General features: G+C 55.6%; 19 protein-coding genes. 11 read left to right on the top strand and 8 right to left on the bottom strand.

The features are described from left to right. Window positions 1–49: 49 nt before the first annotated feature. From atpE to glmS, 10 genes are all read left to right on the top strand, one after another. Window positions 50–307 carry a F0F1 ATP synthase subunit C gene (atpE, locus tag ACYZTU_RS01190; protein ID WP_002555987.1) on the top strand — a complete coding sequence of 86 codons (258 nt, stop codon included), beginning with the start codon at window positions 50–52 and terminating at the stop codon, window positions 305–307. Window positions 308–363: 56 nt separating this feature from the next. Continuing rightward, entirely contained in the window at window positions 364–834 is a 471-nt protein-coding gene (locus ACYZTU_RS01185) for a F0F1 ATP synthase subunit B (RefSeq protein ID WP_008027535.1), read from the top strand. 12 nt (window positions 835–846) lie between these two features. After that, entirely contained in the window at window positions 847–1383 is a 537-nt protein-coding gene (locus ACYZTU_RS01180; protein ID WP_309675632.1) for a F0F1 ATP synthase subunit delta, read from the top strand. 21 nt (window positions 1384–1404) lie between these two features. After that, the gene (atpA, locus tag ACYZTU_RS01175; protein ID WP_282379785.1) at window positions 1405–2949 is read left to right on the top strand and encodes a F0F1 ATP synthase subunit alpha; all 1545 of its coding nucleotides are present in this window, start codon (window positions 1405–1407) and stop codon (window positions 2947–2949) included. 50 nt (window positions 2950–2999) lie between these two features. Beyond that, on the top strand, window positions 3000–3860 hold the full coding sequence (gene atpG, locus ACYZTU_RS01170; protein WP_283182329.1) for a F0F1 ATP synthase subunit gamma: 861 nt from the start codon (window positions 3000–3002) through the stop codon (window positions 3858–3860). Window positions 3861–3887: 27 nt separating this feature from the next. Next, on the top strand, window positions 3888–5267 hold the full coding sequence (gene atpD / locus ACYZTU_RS01165; protein WP_461967443.1) for a F0F1 ATP synthase subunit beta: 1380 nt from the start codon (window positions 3888–3890) through the stop codon (window positions 5265–5267). A gap of 45 nt (window positions 5268–5312) precedes the next feature. Beyond that, window positions 5313–5738: a F0F1 ATP synthase subunit epsilon gene (locus ACYZTU_RS01160; RefSeq protein ID WP_008155716.1), complete on the top strand. Its 426-nt coding sequence runs from the start codon at window positions 5313–5315 to the stop codon at window positions 5736–5738. Window positions 5739–5853: 115 nt separating this feature from the next. Then, window positions 5854–7221, top strand: coding sequence for a bifunctional UDP-N-acetylglucosamine diphosphorylase/glucosamine-1-phosphate N-acetyltransferase GlmU (glmU, locus tag ACYZTU_RS01155; RefSeq protein ID WP_461967441.1), 1368 nt, complete (start codon window positions 5854–5856; stop codon window positions 7219–7221). A 97-nt stretch (window positions 7222–7318) separates the two neighbouring features. Next, window positions 7319–8095, top strand: a complete 777-nt coding sequence (locus tag ACYZTU_RS01150; RefSeq protein WP_461967440.1) for a DeoR/GlpR family DNA-binding transcription regulator — start codon at window positions 7319–7321, stop codon at window positions 8093–8095. 1 nt (window position 8096) lies between these two features. Beyond that, a complete protein-coding gene (glmS, locus tag ACYZTU_RS01145) occupies window positions 8097–9929 on the top strand; it encodes a glutamine--fructose-6-phosphate transaminase (isomerizing) (protein WP_461967438.1) in 1833 nt (610 codons plus the stop codon). 196 nt (window positions 9930–10125) lie between these two features. On the opposite strand, the gene ACYZTU_RS01140 is transcribed toward glmS, so the two are convergent. From ACYZTU_RS01140 to ACYZTU_RS01105, 8 genes are all read right to left on the bottom strand, one after another. Next, entirely contained in the window at window positions 10126–11280 is a 1155-nt protein-coding gene (locus ACYZTU_RS01140) for a spermidine synthase (RefSeq protein ID WP_461967436.1), read from the bottom strand. Window positions 11281–11328: 48 nt separating this feature from the next. Further along, window positions 11329–12633 (bottom strand): MFS transporter, encoded by a 1305-nt coding sequence (locus tag ACYZTU_RS01135; protein WP_461967434.1) that lies wholly within the window; start codon window positions 12631–12633, stop codon window positions 11329–11331. 46 nt (window positions 12634–12679) lie between these two features. Further along, window positions 12680–13807 carry a molybdopterin-synthase adenylyltransferase MoeB gene (gene moeB, locus ACYZTU_RS01130; RefSeq protein ID WP_461967432.1) on the bottom strand — a complete coding sequence of 376 codons (1128 nt, stop codon included), beginning with the start codon at window positions 13805–13807 and terminating at the stop codon, window positions 12680–12682. A 1-nt stretch (window position 13808) separates the two neighbouring features. Then, entirely contained in the window at window positions 13809–14081 is a 273-nt protein-coding gene (locus ACYZTU_RS01125; protein WP_461967430.1) for a MoaD/ThiS family protein, read from the bottom strand. Window positions 14082–14085: 4 nt separating this feature from the next. Next, the gene (locus ACYZTU_RS01120; RefSeq protein ID WP_461967428.1) at window positions 14086–14856 is read right to left on the bottom strand and encodes a hypothetical protein; all 771 of its coding nucleotides are present in this window, start codon (window positions 14854–14856) and stop codon (window positions 14086–14088) included. After that, window positions 14831–15532: a TfuA-like protein gene (locus ACYZTU_RS01115; RefSeq protein WP_461967426.1), complete on the bottom strand. Its 702-nt coding sequence runs from the start codon at window positions 15530–15532 to the stop codon at window positions 14831–14833. The genes ACYZTU_RS01120 and ACYZTU_RS01115 overlap by 26 nt, the downstream gene beginning before the upstream one ends. After that, entirely contained in the window at window positions 15513–16730 is a 1218-nt protein-coding gene (locus tag ACYZTU_RS01110; protein WP_461967424.1) for a YcaO-like family protein, read from the bottom strand. The genes ACYZTU_RS01115 and ACYZTU_RS01110 overlap by 20 nt, the downstream gene beginning before the upstream one ends. Before the next feature lie 93 nt (window positions 16731–16823). Beyond that, entirely contained in the window at window positions 16824–17000 is a 177-nt protein-coding gene (locus tag ACYZTU_RS01105; protein ID WP_461967422.1) for a hypothetical protein, read from the bottom strand. Window positions 17001–17745: 745 nt separating this feature from the next. On the opposite strand from ACYZTU_RS01105, the gene ACYZTU_RS01100 reads away from it, so the two are divergent. After that, window positions 17746–18669 (top strand): LysR family transcriptional regulator, encoded by a 924-nt coding sequence (locus ACYZTU_RS01100; RefSeq protein WP_461967421.1) that lies wholly within the window; start codon window positions 17746–17748, stop codon window positions 18667–18669. Window positions 18670–18685 lie beyond the last annotated feature (16 nt).

Below are 18685 nucleotides of genomic sequence, written 5' to 3'. Positions count from 1 at the left end.
TTAAAATCTAAAAAACCTAAACCATACGACGTAAAAGTCGGGAGGAAAGATGGAAACTGTAGTTGGTCTAACCGCTATCGCTGTTGCACTGTTGATCGGCCTGGGCGCACTGGGTACCGCAATTGGTTTCGGCCTGTTGGGTGGCAAGTTCCTGGAAGGCGCAGCGCGTCAGCCAGAGATGGTTCCAATGCTGCAAGTTAAAATGTTCATCGTTGCCGGTCTGCTCGACGCCGTGACCATGATCGGTGTTGGTATCGCTCTGTTCTTCACCTTCGCGAACCCATTCGTTGGTCAACTCGCTGGCTAATCACTCGAACCTTCGAGTAATTGGTGTGATGTGCAACGAACGAGCGAGGTGTTGGCGTGAACATTAATGCAACCCTGATTGGCCAGTCCGTTGCGTTCTTCATTTTTGTACTGTTTTGCATGAAGTTCGTGTGGCCTCCGGTCATCGCGGCTTTGCACGAACGTCAGAAGAAGATCGCGGATGGACTGGACGCTGCCGCCCGAGCAGCTCGCGACCTGGAGTTGGCCCAAGATAAAGCGGGTCAACAACTGCGCGAAGCTAAAGCTCAGGCAGCCGAAATCATTGAGCAAGCCAAGAAACGCGGTAATCAGATCGTTGAAGAGGCTGTTGAAAAAGCCCGAATCGACGCTGACCGTGTGAAGGTTCAGGCTCAGGCCGAGATCGAGCAGGAACTGAACAGTGTCAAAGACGCGCTGCGTGCCCAATTGGGTGCTCTGGCCGTTGGCGGCGCTGAGAAGATCCTGGGTGCCACAATCGATCAAAACGCGCACGCGGAGCTGGTAAACAAACTGGCTGCTGAAATTTAAGCGAGGGCGATCATGGCAGAATTGACCACGTTGGCCCGACCTTACGCTAAGGCAGCCTTCGAGCACGCCCAGGCCCACCAGCAACTGGCCTCTTGGTCAGCCATGCTCGGCCTGGCTGCAGCAGTGTCGCAAGACGACACTATGCAGAGCATGCTCAAGGCCCCGCGACTGACGAGCGCAAACAAGGCCACCACGTTTATTGACGTGTGTGGCGACAAGTTCGATGCCAAGGCACAGAATTTCATTCACGTCGTTGCCGAAAACGACCGTCTCCCGCTTTTGCCGGAGATCGCCGCTCTGTTTGACCTGTACAAGGCCGAACAAGAGAAATCGGTAGACGTGGACGTAACCAGTGCTTTTGCATTGAACCAAGAACAGCAAGACAAACTCGCCAAGGTTCTCAGTGCACGGCTCGGCCGGGAAGTGCGACTGCACGCTGCGGAGGATGCCACCCTTATTGGTGGTGTCATCATCCGCGCCGGCGACCTGGTAATCGATGGCTCGATTCGCGGCAAACTCGCGAACCTTGCCGAAGCATTGAAATCTTGAGTTTGAAGGGGCAGCAGAGCAATGCAGCAACTCAATCCTTCCGAAATAAGTGAAATTATCAAGGGCCGCATCGACAAACTCGATGTGACCTCCCAAGCCCGTAACGAAGGCACTGTCGTCAGCGTATCTGACGGTATCGTGCGGATTCACGGTCTGGCCGACGTAATGTACGGCGAGATGATCGAGTTTCCGGGCGGCGTCTTCGGTATGGCTCTCAACCTGGAGCAAGACTCTGTAGGTGCCGTTGTATTGGGCTCTTATCAGTCTCTGGCTGAAGGCATGAGCGCCAAGTGCACTGGCCGCATCCTCGAAGTTCCGGTTGGTAAGGAACTGCTGGGTCGCGTAGTCGACGCACTGGGTAACCCTGTTGACGGCAAAGGTCCGCTGAACAACACCGAGACCGATGCGGTCGAGAAAGTTGCTCCAGGCGTGATCTGGCGTAAGTCGGTAGACCAGCCTGTACAGACTGGCTACAAGGCTGTCGATGCCATGATCCCTGTCGGCCGTGGCCAGCGTGAGCTGATCATCGGTGACCGTCAGATCGGTAAAACCGCTCTGGCGATCGACGCGATCATTAACCAGAAAGACAGTGGCATCTTCTGCGTCTACGTAGCTATCGGTCAGAAACAATCGACCATCGCTAACGTGGTTCGCAAGCTGGAAGAAAACGGCGCACTGGCTAACACCATCGTCGTGGCTGCGAGCGCTTCGGAATCTGCAGCACTGCAATTCCTGGCACCGTACTCCGGTTGCACCATGGGTGAATTCTTCCGCGACCGCGGTGAAGACGCGCTGATCGTTTATGACGATCTGTCCAAGCAAGCAGTGGCTTACCGCCAGATTTCCCTGCTGCTGCGCCGTCCACCAGGCCGTGAAGCTTACCCAGGCGACGTGTTCTATCTCCACTCCCGTCTGCTGGAGCGCGCATCCCGCGTTTCGGAAGAGTATGTAGAGAAGTTCACCAACGGCGCAGTGACCGGCAAAACCGGTTCCCTGACCGCACTGCCGATCATCGAAACCCAGGCTGGCGACGTTTCCGCGTTCGTTCCGACCAACGTGATTTCCATCACCGACGGTCAGATCTTCCTGGAATCGGCCATGTTCAACTCCGGGATCCGTCCTGCTGTGAACGCCGGTGTTTCGGTATCCCGTGTGGGTGGTGCCGCTCAGACCAAGATCATCAAGAAGCTCTCCGGTGGTATCCGTACCGCTCTGGCTCAGTACCGTGAACTGGCGGCATTCGCCCAGTTCGCTTCTGACCTGGACGAAGCGACCCGTAAGCAACTTGAGCATGGTCAGCGCGTTACCGAGCTGATGAAGCAGAAGCAATACGCACCAATGTCGATCGCTGACATGGCGCTGTCGCTGTATGCCGCTGAGCGTGGGTTCCTGACTGACGTTGAAATCGCCAAGATCGGCAGCTTCGAACAAGCGCTGATTGCTTTCTTCAACCGCGATCACGCCGATTTGATGGCGAAGATCAACGTGAAGGGTGACTTCAATGACGAAATCGACGCTGGCCTGAAAGCCGGTATCGAGAAGTTCAAGGCCACCCAAACCTGGTAAGCCGCAGCGGGAGCCGCAAGGCTCCCGCTTGCTAACCTGATAGGTGTTACATGGCAGGCGCAAAAGAGATTCGCAGTAAGATTGCGAGCATCAAAAGCACGCAAAAGATTACCAGCGCCATGGAAAAAGTGGCGGTCAGTAAAATGCGCAAGGCACAAATGCGCATGGCTGCTAGCCGTCCTTACGCGGAGCGCATCCGCCAGGTTATTGGTCATTTGGCCAACGCCAACCCGGAATATCGCCACCCCTTCATGATCGAGCGTGAAATCAAGCGCGTCGGTTATGTTGTAGTGAGCAGCGACCGTGGTCTGTGTGGTGGCTTGAACACCAACCTGTTCAAGGCCCTGGTCAAGGACATGGCGGTAAACCGCGATAACGGCGTCGAGATCGACCTGTGTGTTGTTGGTAGCAAGGGTGCGGCTTTCTTCCGCAACTTCGGCGGTAACGTCGTTGCAGCTATCAGCCACTTGGGTGAAGAGCCGTCGATCAATGATCTGATTGGCAGCGTCAAGGTGATGCTGGATGCCTACCTGGACGGCCGTATTGATCGCCTGTCCGTGGTGTCCAACAAGTTCATCAACACCATGACGCAACAGCCTACTGTGGAGCAGTTGATTCCACTGGAGGCAACCGCGGATCAATCACTCAAGCACCACTGGGACTATCTCTACGAACCGGACGCTAAAGAGCTGCTTGACGGCTTGATGGTCCGTTACGTTGAATCACAGGTCTACCAGGCGGTGGTCGAGAACAACGCGGCTGAACAAGCTGCGCGGATGATCGCGATGAAGAACGCTACCGACAACGCCGGTGATTTGATCAGCGATTTGCAGCTGGTCTACAACAAGGCGCGTCAGGCTGCGATCACCCAAGAGATCTCGGAAATCGTCGGCGGCGCTGCCGCGGTTTAACGGTTCAAATATTCAGAGGATCCAGCTATGAGTAGCGGACGTATCGTTCAAATCATCGGCGCCGTTATCGACGTGGAATTTCCACGCGACAGCGTACCGAGCATTTACAACGCGCTGGAAGTACAAAGCGCGGCCGGGACTACTCTCGAAGTTCAGCAACAGCTGGGCGACGGCGTGGTTCGTACCATTGCGATGGGTTCCACCGAAGGCTTGAAGCGCGGTCTGGAAGTCAAAGACTCCGGCGCAGCCATCTCCGTACCGGTCGGTAAAGCGACCCTGGGCCGGATCATGGACGTTCTGGGCAACCCGATCGACGAAGCTGGCCCGATCGACACCGAAGAGCGCTGGGGCATTCACCGTCCTGCGCCAACCTTCGCTGAACAAGCTGGCGGCAACGACCTGCTGGAAACCGGCATCAAGGTTATCGACCTGGTTTGCCCGTTCGCCAAGGGTGGTAAAGTCGGTCTGTTCGGTGGTGCCGGTGTAGGCAAAACCGTAAACATGATGGAACTGATCCGTAACATCGCCATCGAGCACGCCGGTTATTCCGTGTTCGCCGGTGTGGGTGAGCGTACTCGTGAGGGTAACGACTTCTACCACGAGATGAAGGATTCCAACGTTCTGGACAAAGTGGCACTGGTTTACGGTCAGATGAACGAGCCGCCGGGTAACCGTCTGCGCGTAGCACTGACCGGCCTGACCATGGCCGAGAAGTTCCGTGACGAAGGTAACGACGTACTGCTGTTCGTCGACAACATCTATCGTTACACCCTAGCCGGTACTGAAGTATCCGCACTGCTGGGCCGTATGCCTTCCGCAGTAGGTTACCAGCCGACCCTGGCCGAAGAGATGGGTACTCTGCAAGAGCGTATCACTTCGACCAAAAACGGTTCGATCACCTCGATCCAAGCGGTATACGTACCGGCGGATGACTTGACTGACCCGTCGCCAGCGACCACCTTCGCCCACTTGGACGCCACCGTCGTTCTGTCCCGTGACATCGCTTCCCTGGGTATCTACCCAGCGGTCGATCCACTGGACTCGACTTCGCGTCAGCTGGACCCGAACGTGATCGGTCAGGACCACTACGACACCGCTCGCGGCGTTCAGTATGTTCTGCAACGTTACAAAGAACTGAAGGACATCATTGCGATCCTGGGTATGGACGAGCTGTCGGAAACCGACAAGCAGTTGGTAAACCGTGCTCGTAAGATCCAGCGTTTCTTGTCGCAGCCGTTCTTCGTGGCTGAAGTCTTCACCGGTGCTTCGGGTAAATACGTTTCCCTGAAAGACACCATTGCTGGCTTCAAAGGCATCCTCAACGGTGACTACGACCACCTGCCAGAACAAGCGTTCTACATGGTCGGTGGCATCGAAGAAGCGATCGAGAAAGCCAAGAAACTGTAATCCCGGCGCCCGGCAACGGGCGCTAATTTAGGTTGAGGCAATCAGATGGCTATGACAGTCCATTGCGATATCGTCAGCGCGGAAGGGGAAATCTTTTCCGGCCTGGTCGAGATGGTGGTTGCGCACGGTGCACTGGGTGATCTTGGTATCGCCCTGGGTCACGCGCCGCTGATCACTAATCTCAAGCCGGGCCCGATCCGCCTGATCAAGCAGGGCGGGGAAGAGGAGGTGTATTACATCTCCGGTGGTTTCCTCGAGGTTCAGCCGAACATGGTCAAGGTGCTTGCCGACACTGTGCAACGTGCCGCCGACCTGGACGAAGCCTCCGCTCAGGAAGCCGTTAAGGCTGCCGAGAAGGCCTTGCATGACCGTGGTGCAGAATTCGATTACGGTTCTGCTGCCGCACGTCTGGCCGAGGCTGCAGCTCAGCTGCGCACCGTCCAGCAGATCCGCAAGAAGTTCGGCCACTAATAGGCCCCACTTGTTGTGCGATTGATTAAAAAGGGTAGCCTCGGCTACCCTTTTTTCTTTTCCGACATTCATAACCTGGTCGCAGCCGCTGACCATCCAGGATTGGTAGCCAGTCATGTCTTTAGAAATCGTTATCCTCGCTGCTGGCCAAGGCACTCGCATGCGTTCGGCGTTGCCGAAAGTTCTGCACCCGATTGCCGGCAATTCGATGCTTGGCCATGTTATCCACAGCGCCCGGCAACTTGATCCACAGCGCATCCACGTCGTGATCGGCCATGGCGCCGATGCCGTGCGTGAGCGTCTGGCGGCGGATGATTTGAATTTCGTCCTGCAGGACAAACAGCTGGGGACCGGTCATGCGGTGGCGCAGGCTGTGCCGTTCATCAAGTCCGACACGGTGCTGATTCTCTACGGTGACGTGCCGCTGATTGAAGTCGAAACCCTGCAACGTTTGTTGAAGAAAGTGGCGCCGCAACAACTGGGTTTGCTCACCGTTGAACTGGACGATCCAACCGGCTACGGCCGCATCGTCCGTGACGCGGCTGGACAGGTCACCGCTATCGTCGAGCAGAAAGACGCCAACGAAGCTGAACGCGCAATCACCGAAGGCAACACCGGTATTCTGGCGCTGCCTTTCGAACGTCTTGGCGACTGGATGAGCCGCCTCTCCAATAACAACGCCCAGGGCGAGTATTACCTGACCGACGTAATCGCCATGGCGGTCAGCGATGGGCTGGTGGTGGCCACCGAGCACCCCCACGATGCCATGGAAGTGCAGGGTGCTAACGACCGCAAGCAGCTTTCCGAGCTTGAGCGTCACTATCAGCTACGCGCCGGTCTTCGTTTGATGGCTCAAGGCGTGACCCTGCGCGACCCAGCACGTTTTGATGTGCGCGGTGAAGTCACCGTCGGCCGCGACGTGCTGATCGACATCAACGTGATCCTCGAAGGCAAGGTCGTTATTGAGGACAACGTAGTTATCGGCCCGAACTGTGTGATCAAGGACAGCACCCTGCGCAAAGGCGTGGTGATCAAGGCCAACAGCCACATCGATGGCGCAATTCTCGGTGAAGGCAGCGATGCCGGTCCGTTCGCTCGTTTGCGCCCAGGCACAGTGCTGGAAGCAAGAGCCCATGTGGGTAACTTCGTTGAGTTGAAAAACGCTCATTTGGGCGAGGACGCCAAGGCCGGCCACCTGATTTACCTGGGGGATGCGGAAGTTGGTGCGCGCACCAACATCGGGGCTGGCACCATCACCTGCAATTACGACGGCGCCAACAAATGGAAAACCGTGTTGGGTGAAGATGTGTTCATCGGCTCCAACAACTCGTTGGTCGCACCTGTGGATATCTCTGCGGGTGCAACGACTGCTGCGGGTTCGACGATTACCCAAAATGTGGATAACGCGCAGTTGGCGGTAGGCCGAGCGCGGCAGAAGAACATCGACGGCTGGAAGCGGCCGGTGAAGATCAAAAAGAGCTGAGTTATCCACAGCTCTTTTTATCGCCTTAGGCTTGACGAAGTTTCGCCGATAGGTTTTGATTGCTTCCGTTATCTTTCGAATCGAAACTTACCAAGCCATGTCGAAACGCAATACACCTCAACGCCGTCACAATATCCTCGCCTTGCTCAATGAGCAGGGCGAAGTCAGTGTGGATGAGCTGGCCAAGCGCTTCGAAACTTCGGAAGTTACGATCCGCAAGGACCTCGCGGCGCTTGAAAGCAACGGCTTGCTGCTGCGCCGTTATGGCGGAGCGATCACCCTGCCTAAAGAGCTGGTGGCCGACATCGGTCAGCCGGTGTCCAAATACAAGCAGGCTATCGCCCGCGCCGCCGTTATGCGGATTCGCGAGCATGCGCGGATCATCGTCGATAGCGGCAGCACCACGGCGGCGATGATTCCGGAACTCGGCCAACAAGCGGGTCTGGTGGTGATGACCAACTCCCTGCATGTCGCCAACGCCTTGAGCGAGCTCGAGCATGAGCCGGTGCTGTTGATGACCGGTGGCACCTGGGACCCGCATTCCGAGTCCTTTCAGGGGCAGGTGGCCGAGCAGGTACTACGCTCTTACGACTTTGATCAATTGTTCATTGGTGCCGATGGCATCGACCTGGTTCGCGGCACAACCACCTTCAACGAATTGCTGGGACTGAGCCGGGTCATGGCTGAAGTCGCCCGCGAAGTGGTCGTCATGGTCGAGGCCGACAAGATCGGCCGCAAGATTCCTAACCTGGAACTGCCCTGGAGCAGCGTCCATACCCTCATTACCGATGATCGCCTGCCGCTTGCGGCACGGGATCAGATTCAGGCTCGCGGAATCAACTTGATCCTCGCGGCTGTCAGTCAGGAGAAATAGCATGTGTGGAATTGTTGGCGCAGTTGCAGAACGTAACATCACTGCCATCCTGCTCGAAGGCCTGAAGCGCCTGGAATACCGTGGCTATGACAGTGCCGGTGTGGCGGTCTACACCAATGATGAAAAGCTTGAGCGTCTACGCCGCCCGGGCAAGGTCAGTGAATTGGAACTGGCGCTGGCCGAAGCACCGCTGGTCGGCCGCCTGGGTATCGCCCACACCCGCTGGGCCACTCACGGTGCGCCGTGCGAGCGCAACGCTCACCCGCATTTCTCCGGTGATCTGGCGGTGGTGCACAACGGCATCATCGAGAACCACGAAGCCCTGCGCGAGCAACTCAAAGCCTTGGGTTACGTGTTCACCTCGGACACCGACACTGAAGTCATTGCTCACCTGTTGAACCACAAACTCAAGGATCTGCATGATCTGACCGTGGCCCTGAAGGCTACTGTCAAAGAGCTGCACGGTGCTTACGGTTTGGCGGTCATCAGCGCTCAGCAACCGGATCGTCTGGTCGCCGCCCGTAGCGGCAGCCCGCTGGTCATCGGTCTGGGCCTGGGTGAAAACTTCCTGGCTTCCGATCAGTTGGCCCTGCGCCAGGTCACTGACCGCTTCATGTACCTGGAAGAAGGCGACATTGCCGAAATTCACCGGGACAGCGTGCAGATCTGGGACGTGAGCGGCCAAGTCGTCCAACGCGAATCCGTGCAGTACCGCGATGGCGCCGAAGCCGCTGACAAGGGCGAATTCCGCCACTTCATGCTCAAGGAAATTCACGAGCAACCGGCTGTGGTGCAGCGCACCCTGGAAGGTCGCCTGAGTCCGAACGGCGTGCTGGTGCAAGCGTTCGGTCCACAGGCTGCCGAGTTGTTCGCCAAAGTGCGCAACGTGCAAATCGTCGCGTGTGGCACCAGCTACCACGCCGGCATGGTTGCCCGTTACTGGCTCGAAGAACTGGCCGGCATCCCGTGCCAAGTCGAAGTCGCCAGCGAATTCCGCTACCGCAAGGTAGTGGTGCAGCCCGACACGCTGTTCGTGACCATCTCCCAGTCCGGCGAAACCGCTGACACCCTGGCTGCCCTGCGCAACGCCAAGCAACTGGGTTTCCTCGCCAGTCTGGCGATCTGCAACGTCGGCATCAGCTCACTGGTGCGTGAGTCTGACCTGACACTGCTGACCCAGGCCGGTCGTGAAATTGGCGTGGCCTCGACCAAAGCCTTCACTACTCAATTGGTCGGCCTGTTGCTGCTGACCTTGTCCTTGGGCCAGGTTCGCGGGACGTTGGCCGAAGGCGTCGAAGCCACGTTGGTTGAAGAGCTGCGTCGCCTGCCGACCCGCCTCGGCGAAGCCCTGGCCATGGACAGCACCGTGGAGAAAATCGCCGAGCTGTTCGCCGAGAAAAACCACACCCTGTTCCTTGGACGTGGTGCGCAATTCCCGGTAGCGATGGAAGGGGCTCTCAAGCTCAAGGAAATCTCCTACATCCACGCCGAAGCCTATCCGGCCGGCGAGCTGAAACACGGCCCGTTGGCGCTTGTGGATAACGACATGCCAGTGGTCACCGTGGCACCCAACAACGAGTTGCTGGAGAAGTTGAAATCCAACCTCCAGGAAGTCCGCGCCCGTGGTGGTCAGCTGATTGTCTTTGCAGACGAGCAGGCCGGCATGACCAATGGTGAAGGCACTCATGTTATACAGATGCCACACATCCACGACACCCTGTCGCCGATCCTCTACACCATTCCGCTGCAGTTGCTCTCGTATTACGTGGCCGTATTGAAAGGCACCGACGTTGACCAGCCGCGTAACCTGGCGAAGTCGGTGACGGTGGAATAAGCGATTTACGCAGGAGCACGACAAGTGCTCCTGCGTAGTTGTTCCTGTACTGCGTTGTCGGAAAATATTCAAAAAACTGTCAGAAAAATCCCAGAAAAAATCCCCTTCAATACAACTCGCTTTGCACTCAACGTTAGGCATAGCGTGGCTTTGCTGAAACCTCTTCTGCCGTAGATTTCCTTTTCTGATTTAGGTCTCATGGTCGCGGGGTGGGAACACTAGCTGACAATCGCTCTAGCGCCCGCCGAAAACCTTCCACTTTGGCTGTATCTCCTCGAGTTCTGTGGGTAATGACGCCATAGGCATAAGGGAGTAAACCTTCCAGCCAATCTCGTGGCTGGATTTCTACACTGTTCTCCAATGTCGACACGACCCAGTCGGGCAGCCACGACACATCGCGGTCCGAGAAGTTGACTTCGCCTGCGATCAGCAACGCCAGTGTCGTGCGCAGCGAAGACTTGTCCTTCAATAATCGTTCTTGGAGCGCTTGGCATGCGTCCGGGTTATCCAGTAACACGCGAAGGTCGTTCGGCTTGCTCAGCTTCAACGCGGTTGGAAGCAGCGCAGACAAGGCTGGTAACGAGTCCACCCAGCGTTTTTGCACCTCCAGATCAATGCCGACGAAATCCAGCGCCGGGGGCACAAGCGGCGCGTGACGGATAACCGTGGGTGTCAGGTAGCGGAGGCGAAGGCTCATGATGTCCATGAAGAGCCGGTCACTGGCGCATAAAGACTCCAAGGCAGGTGCGGTGTGCGGTGTCGTTGATAGCGGCGGTCCGATAATGAACGTCGCATTGCGTCGGTGGGGCAGATAATGAATGTCGCCCCAGCTGTTGTTCAGGCAGTGGGCGAGCCAAGCTTGGGGCGCAGGGCCGTTGAACGGGTCCAGGTTCATGGGGACGCCAAAACCGTTGAACACCACGTGACCGAGGGGATTGAGGCGGCTCTTCAATAGTTGGTGGAACCCGTGATCAAACACAATCGGGGCGTAACCGCTCTGGGTGTAGAGGTCGACAATAATGACGTCGTACCGATCGGGGGTGACGACCAGGAAGTGCGCGGCATCGGTGAGCACGCTGTCAAACTCGATGTGTGCTGCAACTCGGTTCCGGTTGTCGAGGCTGCGCACGAGTGCGGTCTCATCCAGATCAACGGCCAATAGACTGGCCACTCTGGTGCTGGCTGCGATTGGCGCCAGCGCTGCACCGTCCGAAAGCCCCAGCATCAGAACCGAGATTCGATCTTTGGACGGATCCCCCAGGAAACCGGTACAGCCCATGTCGTCATAATATTGGCCGCAGAAGATCGGTTCATGTCGAGCAGATTTAGGTCGATCCTTGAGGTCCGGCATGGTGAAAGGCAACTCCGTTTGTTAGAGGCGGGGGTACGGCGAGGCACGTCAGTGCGCAAAAGCTTCAGGGTATTTGTCTAGGTAGGCATCGTTGAGCTGCGTATCCGGGGAACGCATGAAAGTTTTGAAATCGGGTACCAGAAAGACCATCAGAGACAGCAGCAGCACCATGACGCCCAGCAGTGTGATGGTCAGTGCGACCCCCAGAGAGGCGATCAGGGTGTTCATCGCAAAACTGCCCAACGGGCTGGCCGCCGCAGACAGAAATGAAACCGTGGCAAAAATCCGGTTGCGATGGAGCTTGGGTGTCGCCAGCAACCTCACTGCGGAGGTGGGGATGTTGATCAACATCAGGCCTACGCCGCCGCAGAAAAAGGCCGCGGGTACGATGAGCGACGATGAAACGGTGCCGACCACCACTAGGTTGCACCCCAGTAATGCAAAACCTGCGGACACACACATGTCACGGGGGACCCTTTCGGATAACCAGCCGATGATCTTGTAACTGCCCGCCAGAATGCCCAGTCCGAAGCACGAATCCAGAAGACCAATGTAAGTGACCGGGTACTGGATGACGTCCTTTACGTACAGTGGGATCAGGATGGTGAAGAAAGGAAATAGGGCAAAGTTGATCAGCATTGCAATGATGGCCAGGTAAAATTCGACTTTCACTCCGTAAACCACTTTGAAGCCGGAATAAATCATGGTGAAGCCGCTGGCTCCCTGCGCTTTTTCGTCTTGGCCAGTGGCACCGATGTGGCTCGGGATGGTCGCGATCAACGCCCCGGCGATGAGAATCGCAAAAAAATCGACAGCAAAGGCGAACGTGATACCGAACCCGTAAATCAACACGCTGGCCAGTACCGGCCCCAGCAGAATCGAAAAGGACGACATCACGCTTTTGGTCCGAAAGGCCAGGGAGACTTTATCGTCGTCTGCAAATAAAGGAATGATCGATGCCTGGAGAGGGTCGCGCACGCCGACGATCGCACTGCTGATCATCATCAGTGCGCTCACCGCCCAAGGGTTGAACGACCCCGTGGCGGACAACACCACCATCAATAGCGCTGTCAGCAGGCTGAGCCATGAGGCCAGCTTGATGATCAGGATTTTGTTGTACTTGTCCCCCAGCCATCCAAGCAGGGGTTTGGCTAACACCTCCGCCGCGATGGAACAGGCAATCATGTTGGCGAAGTAGAGCGCAGAGCCTGTTTCCTGCAAGGCCCACCAGGCCACCGCCAGTTGATTGCACCGTCCACCCAAAACCATCAGCAAAAAGCTGAATTGCACTTTCAGCAAACGCCGGTCGATGCCGGGAAAGCCCCATGTAATACCTGAAAAATTTGTACTCATTGACGTTCCTTTTATTCAGATAGGGCTACTGCGCAAGCAGGGGCGTTCAAGAAACGACGGAGTGACGTTCATCTGGGTAGATCGCCAGATATCGCTCGATACCACCCTCAAGGCTATAGAGTTCCGCTTCCTGGTTGACGCTGCGAACTGCCAATAGGGCCGCCTTGCTCCTGACGCCGGATTTGCAATAGAAAACGATACAGCGGGTGGGATCGAGTTCTTCATGGCGCTTGATAATGTCTTTGAGCTGAATCAGTTTGCCGCCCAGCGAACCTTGCTGATGCTCGCTGACGTCCCGTACATCGACCAGTTGAAATGGCGCTTGTGTCGCTATCCAGTCATGCAGTGTGTCGGGTGACAGCCAGTAGCTGTCGCGCCACTCAGGTGTGGTCGTGGCGCCAAGCGCTCTCGTAAGACGCCGGTCCCGTGTTTTTTTGTTGATGTTCAACAGCTGGAAAGTGTTGTCCAGACAGTCGATAGACAACAATTGCCCGCTCAAGGGCTCCCCGGTACGGAGGATGAGCTTGAGTACTTCATTGGTCTGAAAGCAACCGAGCAACCCAGGTATGACGCCAAGAACGCCCGCTTCCGAGCAGTTTTGTGTCAAGTGCGGTGGCGGCGGTGTTTCGAACAGATCCCGAAAGCACGGCCCCCATTGTTGGGTGTGCCGGTTGTAATAATTAAATACCGACACTTGGCCCTCGAACTGACTGATCGAGGCATAGACCATCGGTTTTTCGCACTCGATACAGGCATCACTGATGAGGTATTTGGCGTCGAAGTTATCAGTGGCGTCGACGATGATGTCGTAGTCCGCCAGCAACGACAGGACATTGTCCGGGTTCAGCATCGTAGCAACGGTGTGGACGATGATGTCCGGGTTCAACTGGTTGATGCGGCGCTTGGCTGCCCACACTTTCAGGTCGCCTACATCAGCAATCGCATAAAGAATTTGTCGGTGCAGATTACTGACGTCGACGATGTCGTTATCAACGATGCCGATAGTCCCGACGCCAGCACCTGCCAAGTACAGGAGTACCGGGCAGCCCAACCCCCCGGCGCCGACCACCAGGACTTTGCTGTCTTTGAGGCGCTGCTGCCCCTGCACACCGACCTCGCTGAGTATGATTTGGCGGGCGTAACGGGAGGTGTCTGTCTTCAGGTTGCATTGCATGTCAGCCACCTGCCACTGCGTTGATGAGAATCAATTGCGCGTTGCTATCCAGGAGACAACGGCGGTCATGCTCGCTGGTCACGCGCATGCCGTCGACGAACAACCCCACGAACGGCCGCGGGTACAGGTCCTCAGAGAAGACCGGGCCAATCAGGGCGGGAAACCGTGCGGCCAGATTGTTCAGTACATCGTTGACACACAACCCCTCAGTGGCGTGTGTTTTATGTTGATCGGTGTAGGACATAAACTGCCGGGGAAAGTGTACGACTGCCATGGGGTCATCCTTGAACGGTGTCGGTTATCATGTCGCTGGAAAACATATCCAGCCTTGAGGTGATCAGTTTTCCGATTTCGGAAAGTTCGGCCGACGCCTGGAGAGTGGCCAGACTTTTGAGAAAATACTGGTGCAAGTAGTCGAGTCGTTCGGGACGAGATCGCACGGAACCGCTGGCCAGCAACCGCCTGTGGTAGTTCACGGCGCTGGCCGCAAACAGGCACGCCAACAAGACCCCCCTGGGATTCTTGCCGCCAGTTCCTGATGGCAGTATGTAATTGTTTGAACTGTCCTTGAGCTGAAAGTCGTAAATCTCGGCGATCAAACTGGACCAGATATGGGACAGTTCATGTACCAGTAACTCTTCAAGGTCCGTAATGCTGGTAAACGCGGCTTCGCCCAGAAACATTTGTTGCGGCAGTACGGGATTGGTAAGGCTGACTTGTTGATTCAGCAATTTATGTATTTTAACCGGCAAGTCAAATAACATTGTCCATTCCGGTAGCAAGGCTTTGAGGTTGCTCTTCGCTTCGGCCAACATGATCTGTTCTGCATTGCCTAACGCTTGATAGGGTGGAAAAACGGGCGCACCTTTGACGTGCCTGTTATACAGGGCGGTGGCATAGTCTGGTTGCAAATAGCTGGTTAGAGGTAACTCGCCGCCCTCGATATTTTTACGTACAACGGCGACGAGCGTTAACAGTTTTTTGCTATTGAACATTGGGTGCACAAATGGCAAACCGTTTATTTCAAACAATATCGCTGATGGGGACATTTTTTTTTACCTTCCTCGTCCATGGTTGCAGTTTGAGAAATTCGATCAAGTCCAAGCTCTTTATTCTGTACGCAGAAAAGTTTGCCAAGGAGGTGTCTATTTTTTTCTCCGCGACAGGAAGTGCCAGTAAGGCTTCTTTCAAACAATTTAATGTTCGATGTCCGTACCACATGTTCTTCAGGTAGTGAAGTATGTGTTGTTCTTGTGCTGACGTAATGATGCGTTCAGTCGTCCACTGTTTTAAGAACTGTCTGATATGAATAAGGGGTTCACTGAGCGAAAGAAAAGGCTCTTGTGCTTGATGTATCAGGGTCACTTCGTCGTCGGACATGTCCGGATCGCTGGCGAATTGTCGATACACTTCACCAAAGCCTTTCATTCCCAGCGTATCCATTTCACAGGCGCGAATAGCCCCCATGGACGATAATCCCCAAATGCGCCAACCCGCGTGCAGGGCGTCGAGTATCTCGGCATGGCCGACCGCAGGGTGTGCATGGAACACGCCATCGACAATGGCCAGATTCGAGGGGGGCGATTGCGCCACCAGGCGTTCGATATCGCCGCGTTTGACTGGCGGGCGTACCACCAGGCCGCTACTGCACAGCAATTGGCTGTCTATTCCTTGCAGGGAGGGGCCAGCAAGCAGTGTGCACAACTCAAGCGCTTTGTTTGACATACGTCATTAACCTCGGACCGACCCTTTTCAGGCCGGGTTCAAAGGCTTCAAGCCCCGGAATAATAATTCTGACCACAGTGATGTCGTCCGTCGCTTTGCTGAGTAAGACCCTTAACACGGTACTGAGCCCGACGCGCTGCAACCGCTCGAAGAGCAACTCCCAGGCAGATTCAAGCGTGGGGATTGCGGATTCCTGGCAATCGATGGAGGAGTAATCGATCATCTGTTCACGGGAGGTGGCCACGCCACGTAAGCGTGAGATGGCCTGAAGTTCGACCGAACGGCCCTTCTTCTCGAAGTATTTGACGCGCTCTATGATGTCGTCCCGGCCTCCGTGGATGTGGCTTAAACGGCTTTGGGCCGCCTCACAGATGGCCCGGATCAAGGCGATTTCCTTGATGGGATGTAACCCTGAGCCGGTGGCCACAGAGATGGGCGCTTGGGAAGACTCTTCCATGATAAAAGCCTGAAAGTAGGCCAGGCCAAAACAGTTCTCGGTGTAACGGACCGACAGGCTCAAACCCGCGTCATTGATTTTATTGAGTAGGGCGGCGGTTTCTAAACTGTAGCGGTCCAGATTGATGAGGCGGGAGCGGTCATGCAGGTGATTAAAGGCTTGAACATCGCGCTCCATGAGTTCGCAAACAGCGTGTACTGAGGCTTCCACCAAGTCATTGCCTGAAGCCAGGCCACTGGAGCTTTCCCCGAAGAGTTGTTGCCCGGGGTTTTTGGGGTAGGGAATGAACACCAGCTCGGCGGGTGCAAGCACCTTTTGCTTGCGCAATACATCTTCAACTTCGATGGCCATGATGAGCGAGTCGGCGTCGGCAGAGACGCCATACAACATGCAGAACTGATTGAACGCTATTCGTCCTTCGTGGCTTTCAATGAGTTGCCTCGGCGTGGTCTTTAACAGTTTCAGTTGCGCCGTATTGTATTGGGCAAGGCTGAACTCGATGGCTTCCATGTATGCGCCTATCTTGGCTTCTGCTGGTCTGAGGCCTTTGCCCGCATTTACGCACAGCGAACCCTTCAATGCACCGGGTCGTATACTGGCAAACACCGGAATGCCAATGCGGTCCAGCCAAGTTGTGTCGGTCACTCGGGTAATGCCAACGCGTGGGGCTATATTGTTGACGATAATTTTTAATGTTTCTTCGGCACTGCGGCGACGAAGGCTCGAACTAAGCCTTTGCATAATGGGTCACCTCTTAGTGATTGAAGGTATCAGTAAGTATCATGTTCGACACAATAGAAAACGGGAGGGAATTACTTCCCCCCCCCCGTTTTTTCAGGCTGCGATTTTTACGTCTTCAGCCAGAGCCAGCGTCAATACGTTGTTGTTCGACTGATGTGCCACAAAGCCGGCGTGCATGAGGCTCTCATCGTTCAGAAGGACGGAAAATTTCTCCGCAGTTTCCGGGTCCAGTTGAAGCTCGAAGGTTACATCATTAACTTTAGAATCCATTAACTGTTACTCCATCCTTAGTATTGCGTTTGAGAAGGTCTGTTGCGCAACACCTAGAGTTTTTGCAGATGAGGGCGGGAATGTCAAAGAATTAATTTATATCCTCAATCGGGTCTGGTTTAACTGTAATTGTATTTCGGACGGTGCCTGCACGAACAAGAGAATATTCTTACAGGCGTGCGGGTAATCGAAGGAAGTTTTAATTGTGTTTTTTTGTGAGCCGAAAAGTAGGTTTGTTGCATAGACGCATGATTAATAACTGGTAATTTAAATTCTTGAATGGTCTTAATGTGGTTTATCCACGGATTTCAGTTTTCTTATTTTTTCTCACTTGAAGGCGCTTCGGTAGGAACAAGCTAAACGATTTACTTTTTCGCAATGGCTCCGGCGACATCGTCGATTTTTTTCAATTTCGCTGAATTTACCTACAGTCTCGTCATCTCATTATTTAAGAACGTCCTAGATTGCGACCGGAATTCGGTTGCGTAGCAGGACCAGGCGGTAGTGAAAGATGCGGTTGTCTAGCGACCTGAATTATCCATCGGCATGTGCAGAACCCCTTGGATACTCTGATCACCGCTCGGGCTGATGCCAGATAGTTTCGATAAAGCTTGGCTGATTTAAATTGTCGCCAGAACGCATGCATGTCCATGACCTAAGCGTAATCTCTCGCTTTGGAATCAGGGTCAACATACAAGGAGCTGCCGCAGGCTGCGATCTTCTGATTTTTAATGAGGACACAAATATGGACCGTTTCCAGGAAATGCAGGTCTTCGCCGCCGTCGCCCAAGACCAAGGCTTCTCGGCGGCGGCGCGGCGTTTGGGCTTGTCAGCAGCCAGTGTCACTCGCGCAGTGGCGGCGTTGGAGAAACGCATCGGCACGCTGCTGCTGACGCGCACCACCCGCAGTGTGCATTTGAGCGAGGCGGGTCAGCGTTACCTGGAAGACTGTCGGAGGATTCTCGCCGAGGTGCAGGAAGCCGAGGATTCGGCGGCGGGCAGTCACGCTCAACCGCGTGGGCAACTGACAGTCACCGCGCCGGTGTTGTTCGGTGAATTGTTTGTCACGCCGGTGATGGTGGATTATCTGACGCAATTTCCTGAAGTCTGCATCAATGGGGTGCTGGTCGACCGAGTGGTCAGCATGGTCGAGGAGGGCATCGATGTCGCCGTACGGATCGGTGAGCTACCCGACAGTAATCAGCATGCGATTCGCGTGGGTGAGGTTCGACGGGTGATTTGCGGCTCGCCGGACTTCCTGACGGCCCACGGTCGACCTCGACATCCTCATGATCTGGCTCAAGCGCCAGTTATTGCGACGTCCTCTATCGGTCAGTTGAGAACCTGGCCATTCCTTGAAGGGGGAGAACCACTGAGTGTTCGACCGGAGCCGCGCTTGGTGGTGACGGCGAATCAGGCGGCCATTACGGCGGCATGCCTGGGATTGGGGCTGACCCGGGTTCTGTCCTATCAAGTGGCAAGCAAAGTCGCCGCCGGTGAGCTGGAAATCGTTCTGGCTGACTTCGAACTGCCGCCGTTGCCTATCCATGTGGTCTATCAGGGCGGGCGCAAGGCTCCTGTGCGGATCCGCAGTTTTGTGGACTTCGCGGTGAGCGCGCTGCGTGAACACCCGTCCTTGCAGGCGCGAGAGGGTTATTTCGCTGGATGAAATAATGGATTGCGTT

The sequence above is a fragment of the Pseudomonas sp. HLT2-19-2 genome, assembly GCF_054898005.1.
This window is presented reverse-complemented; position numbering and strand designations above follow the sequence as displayed.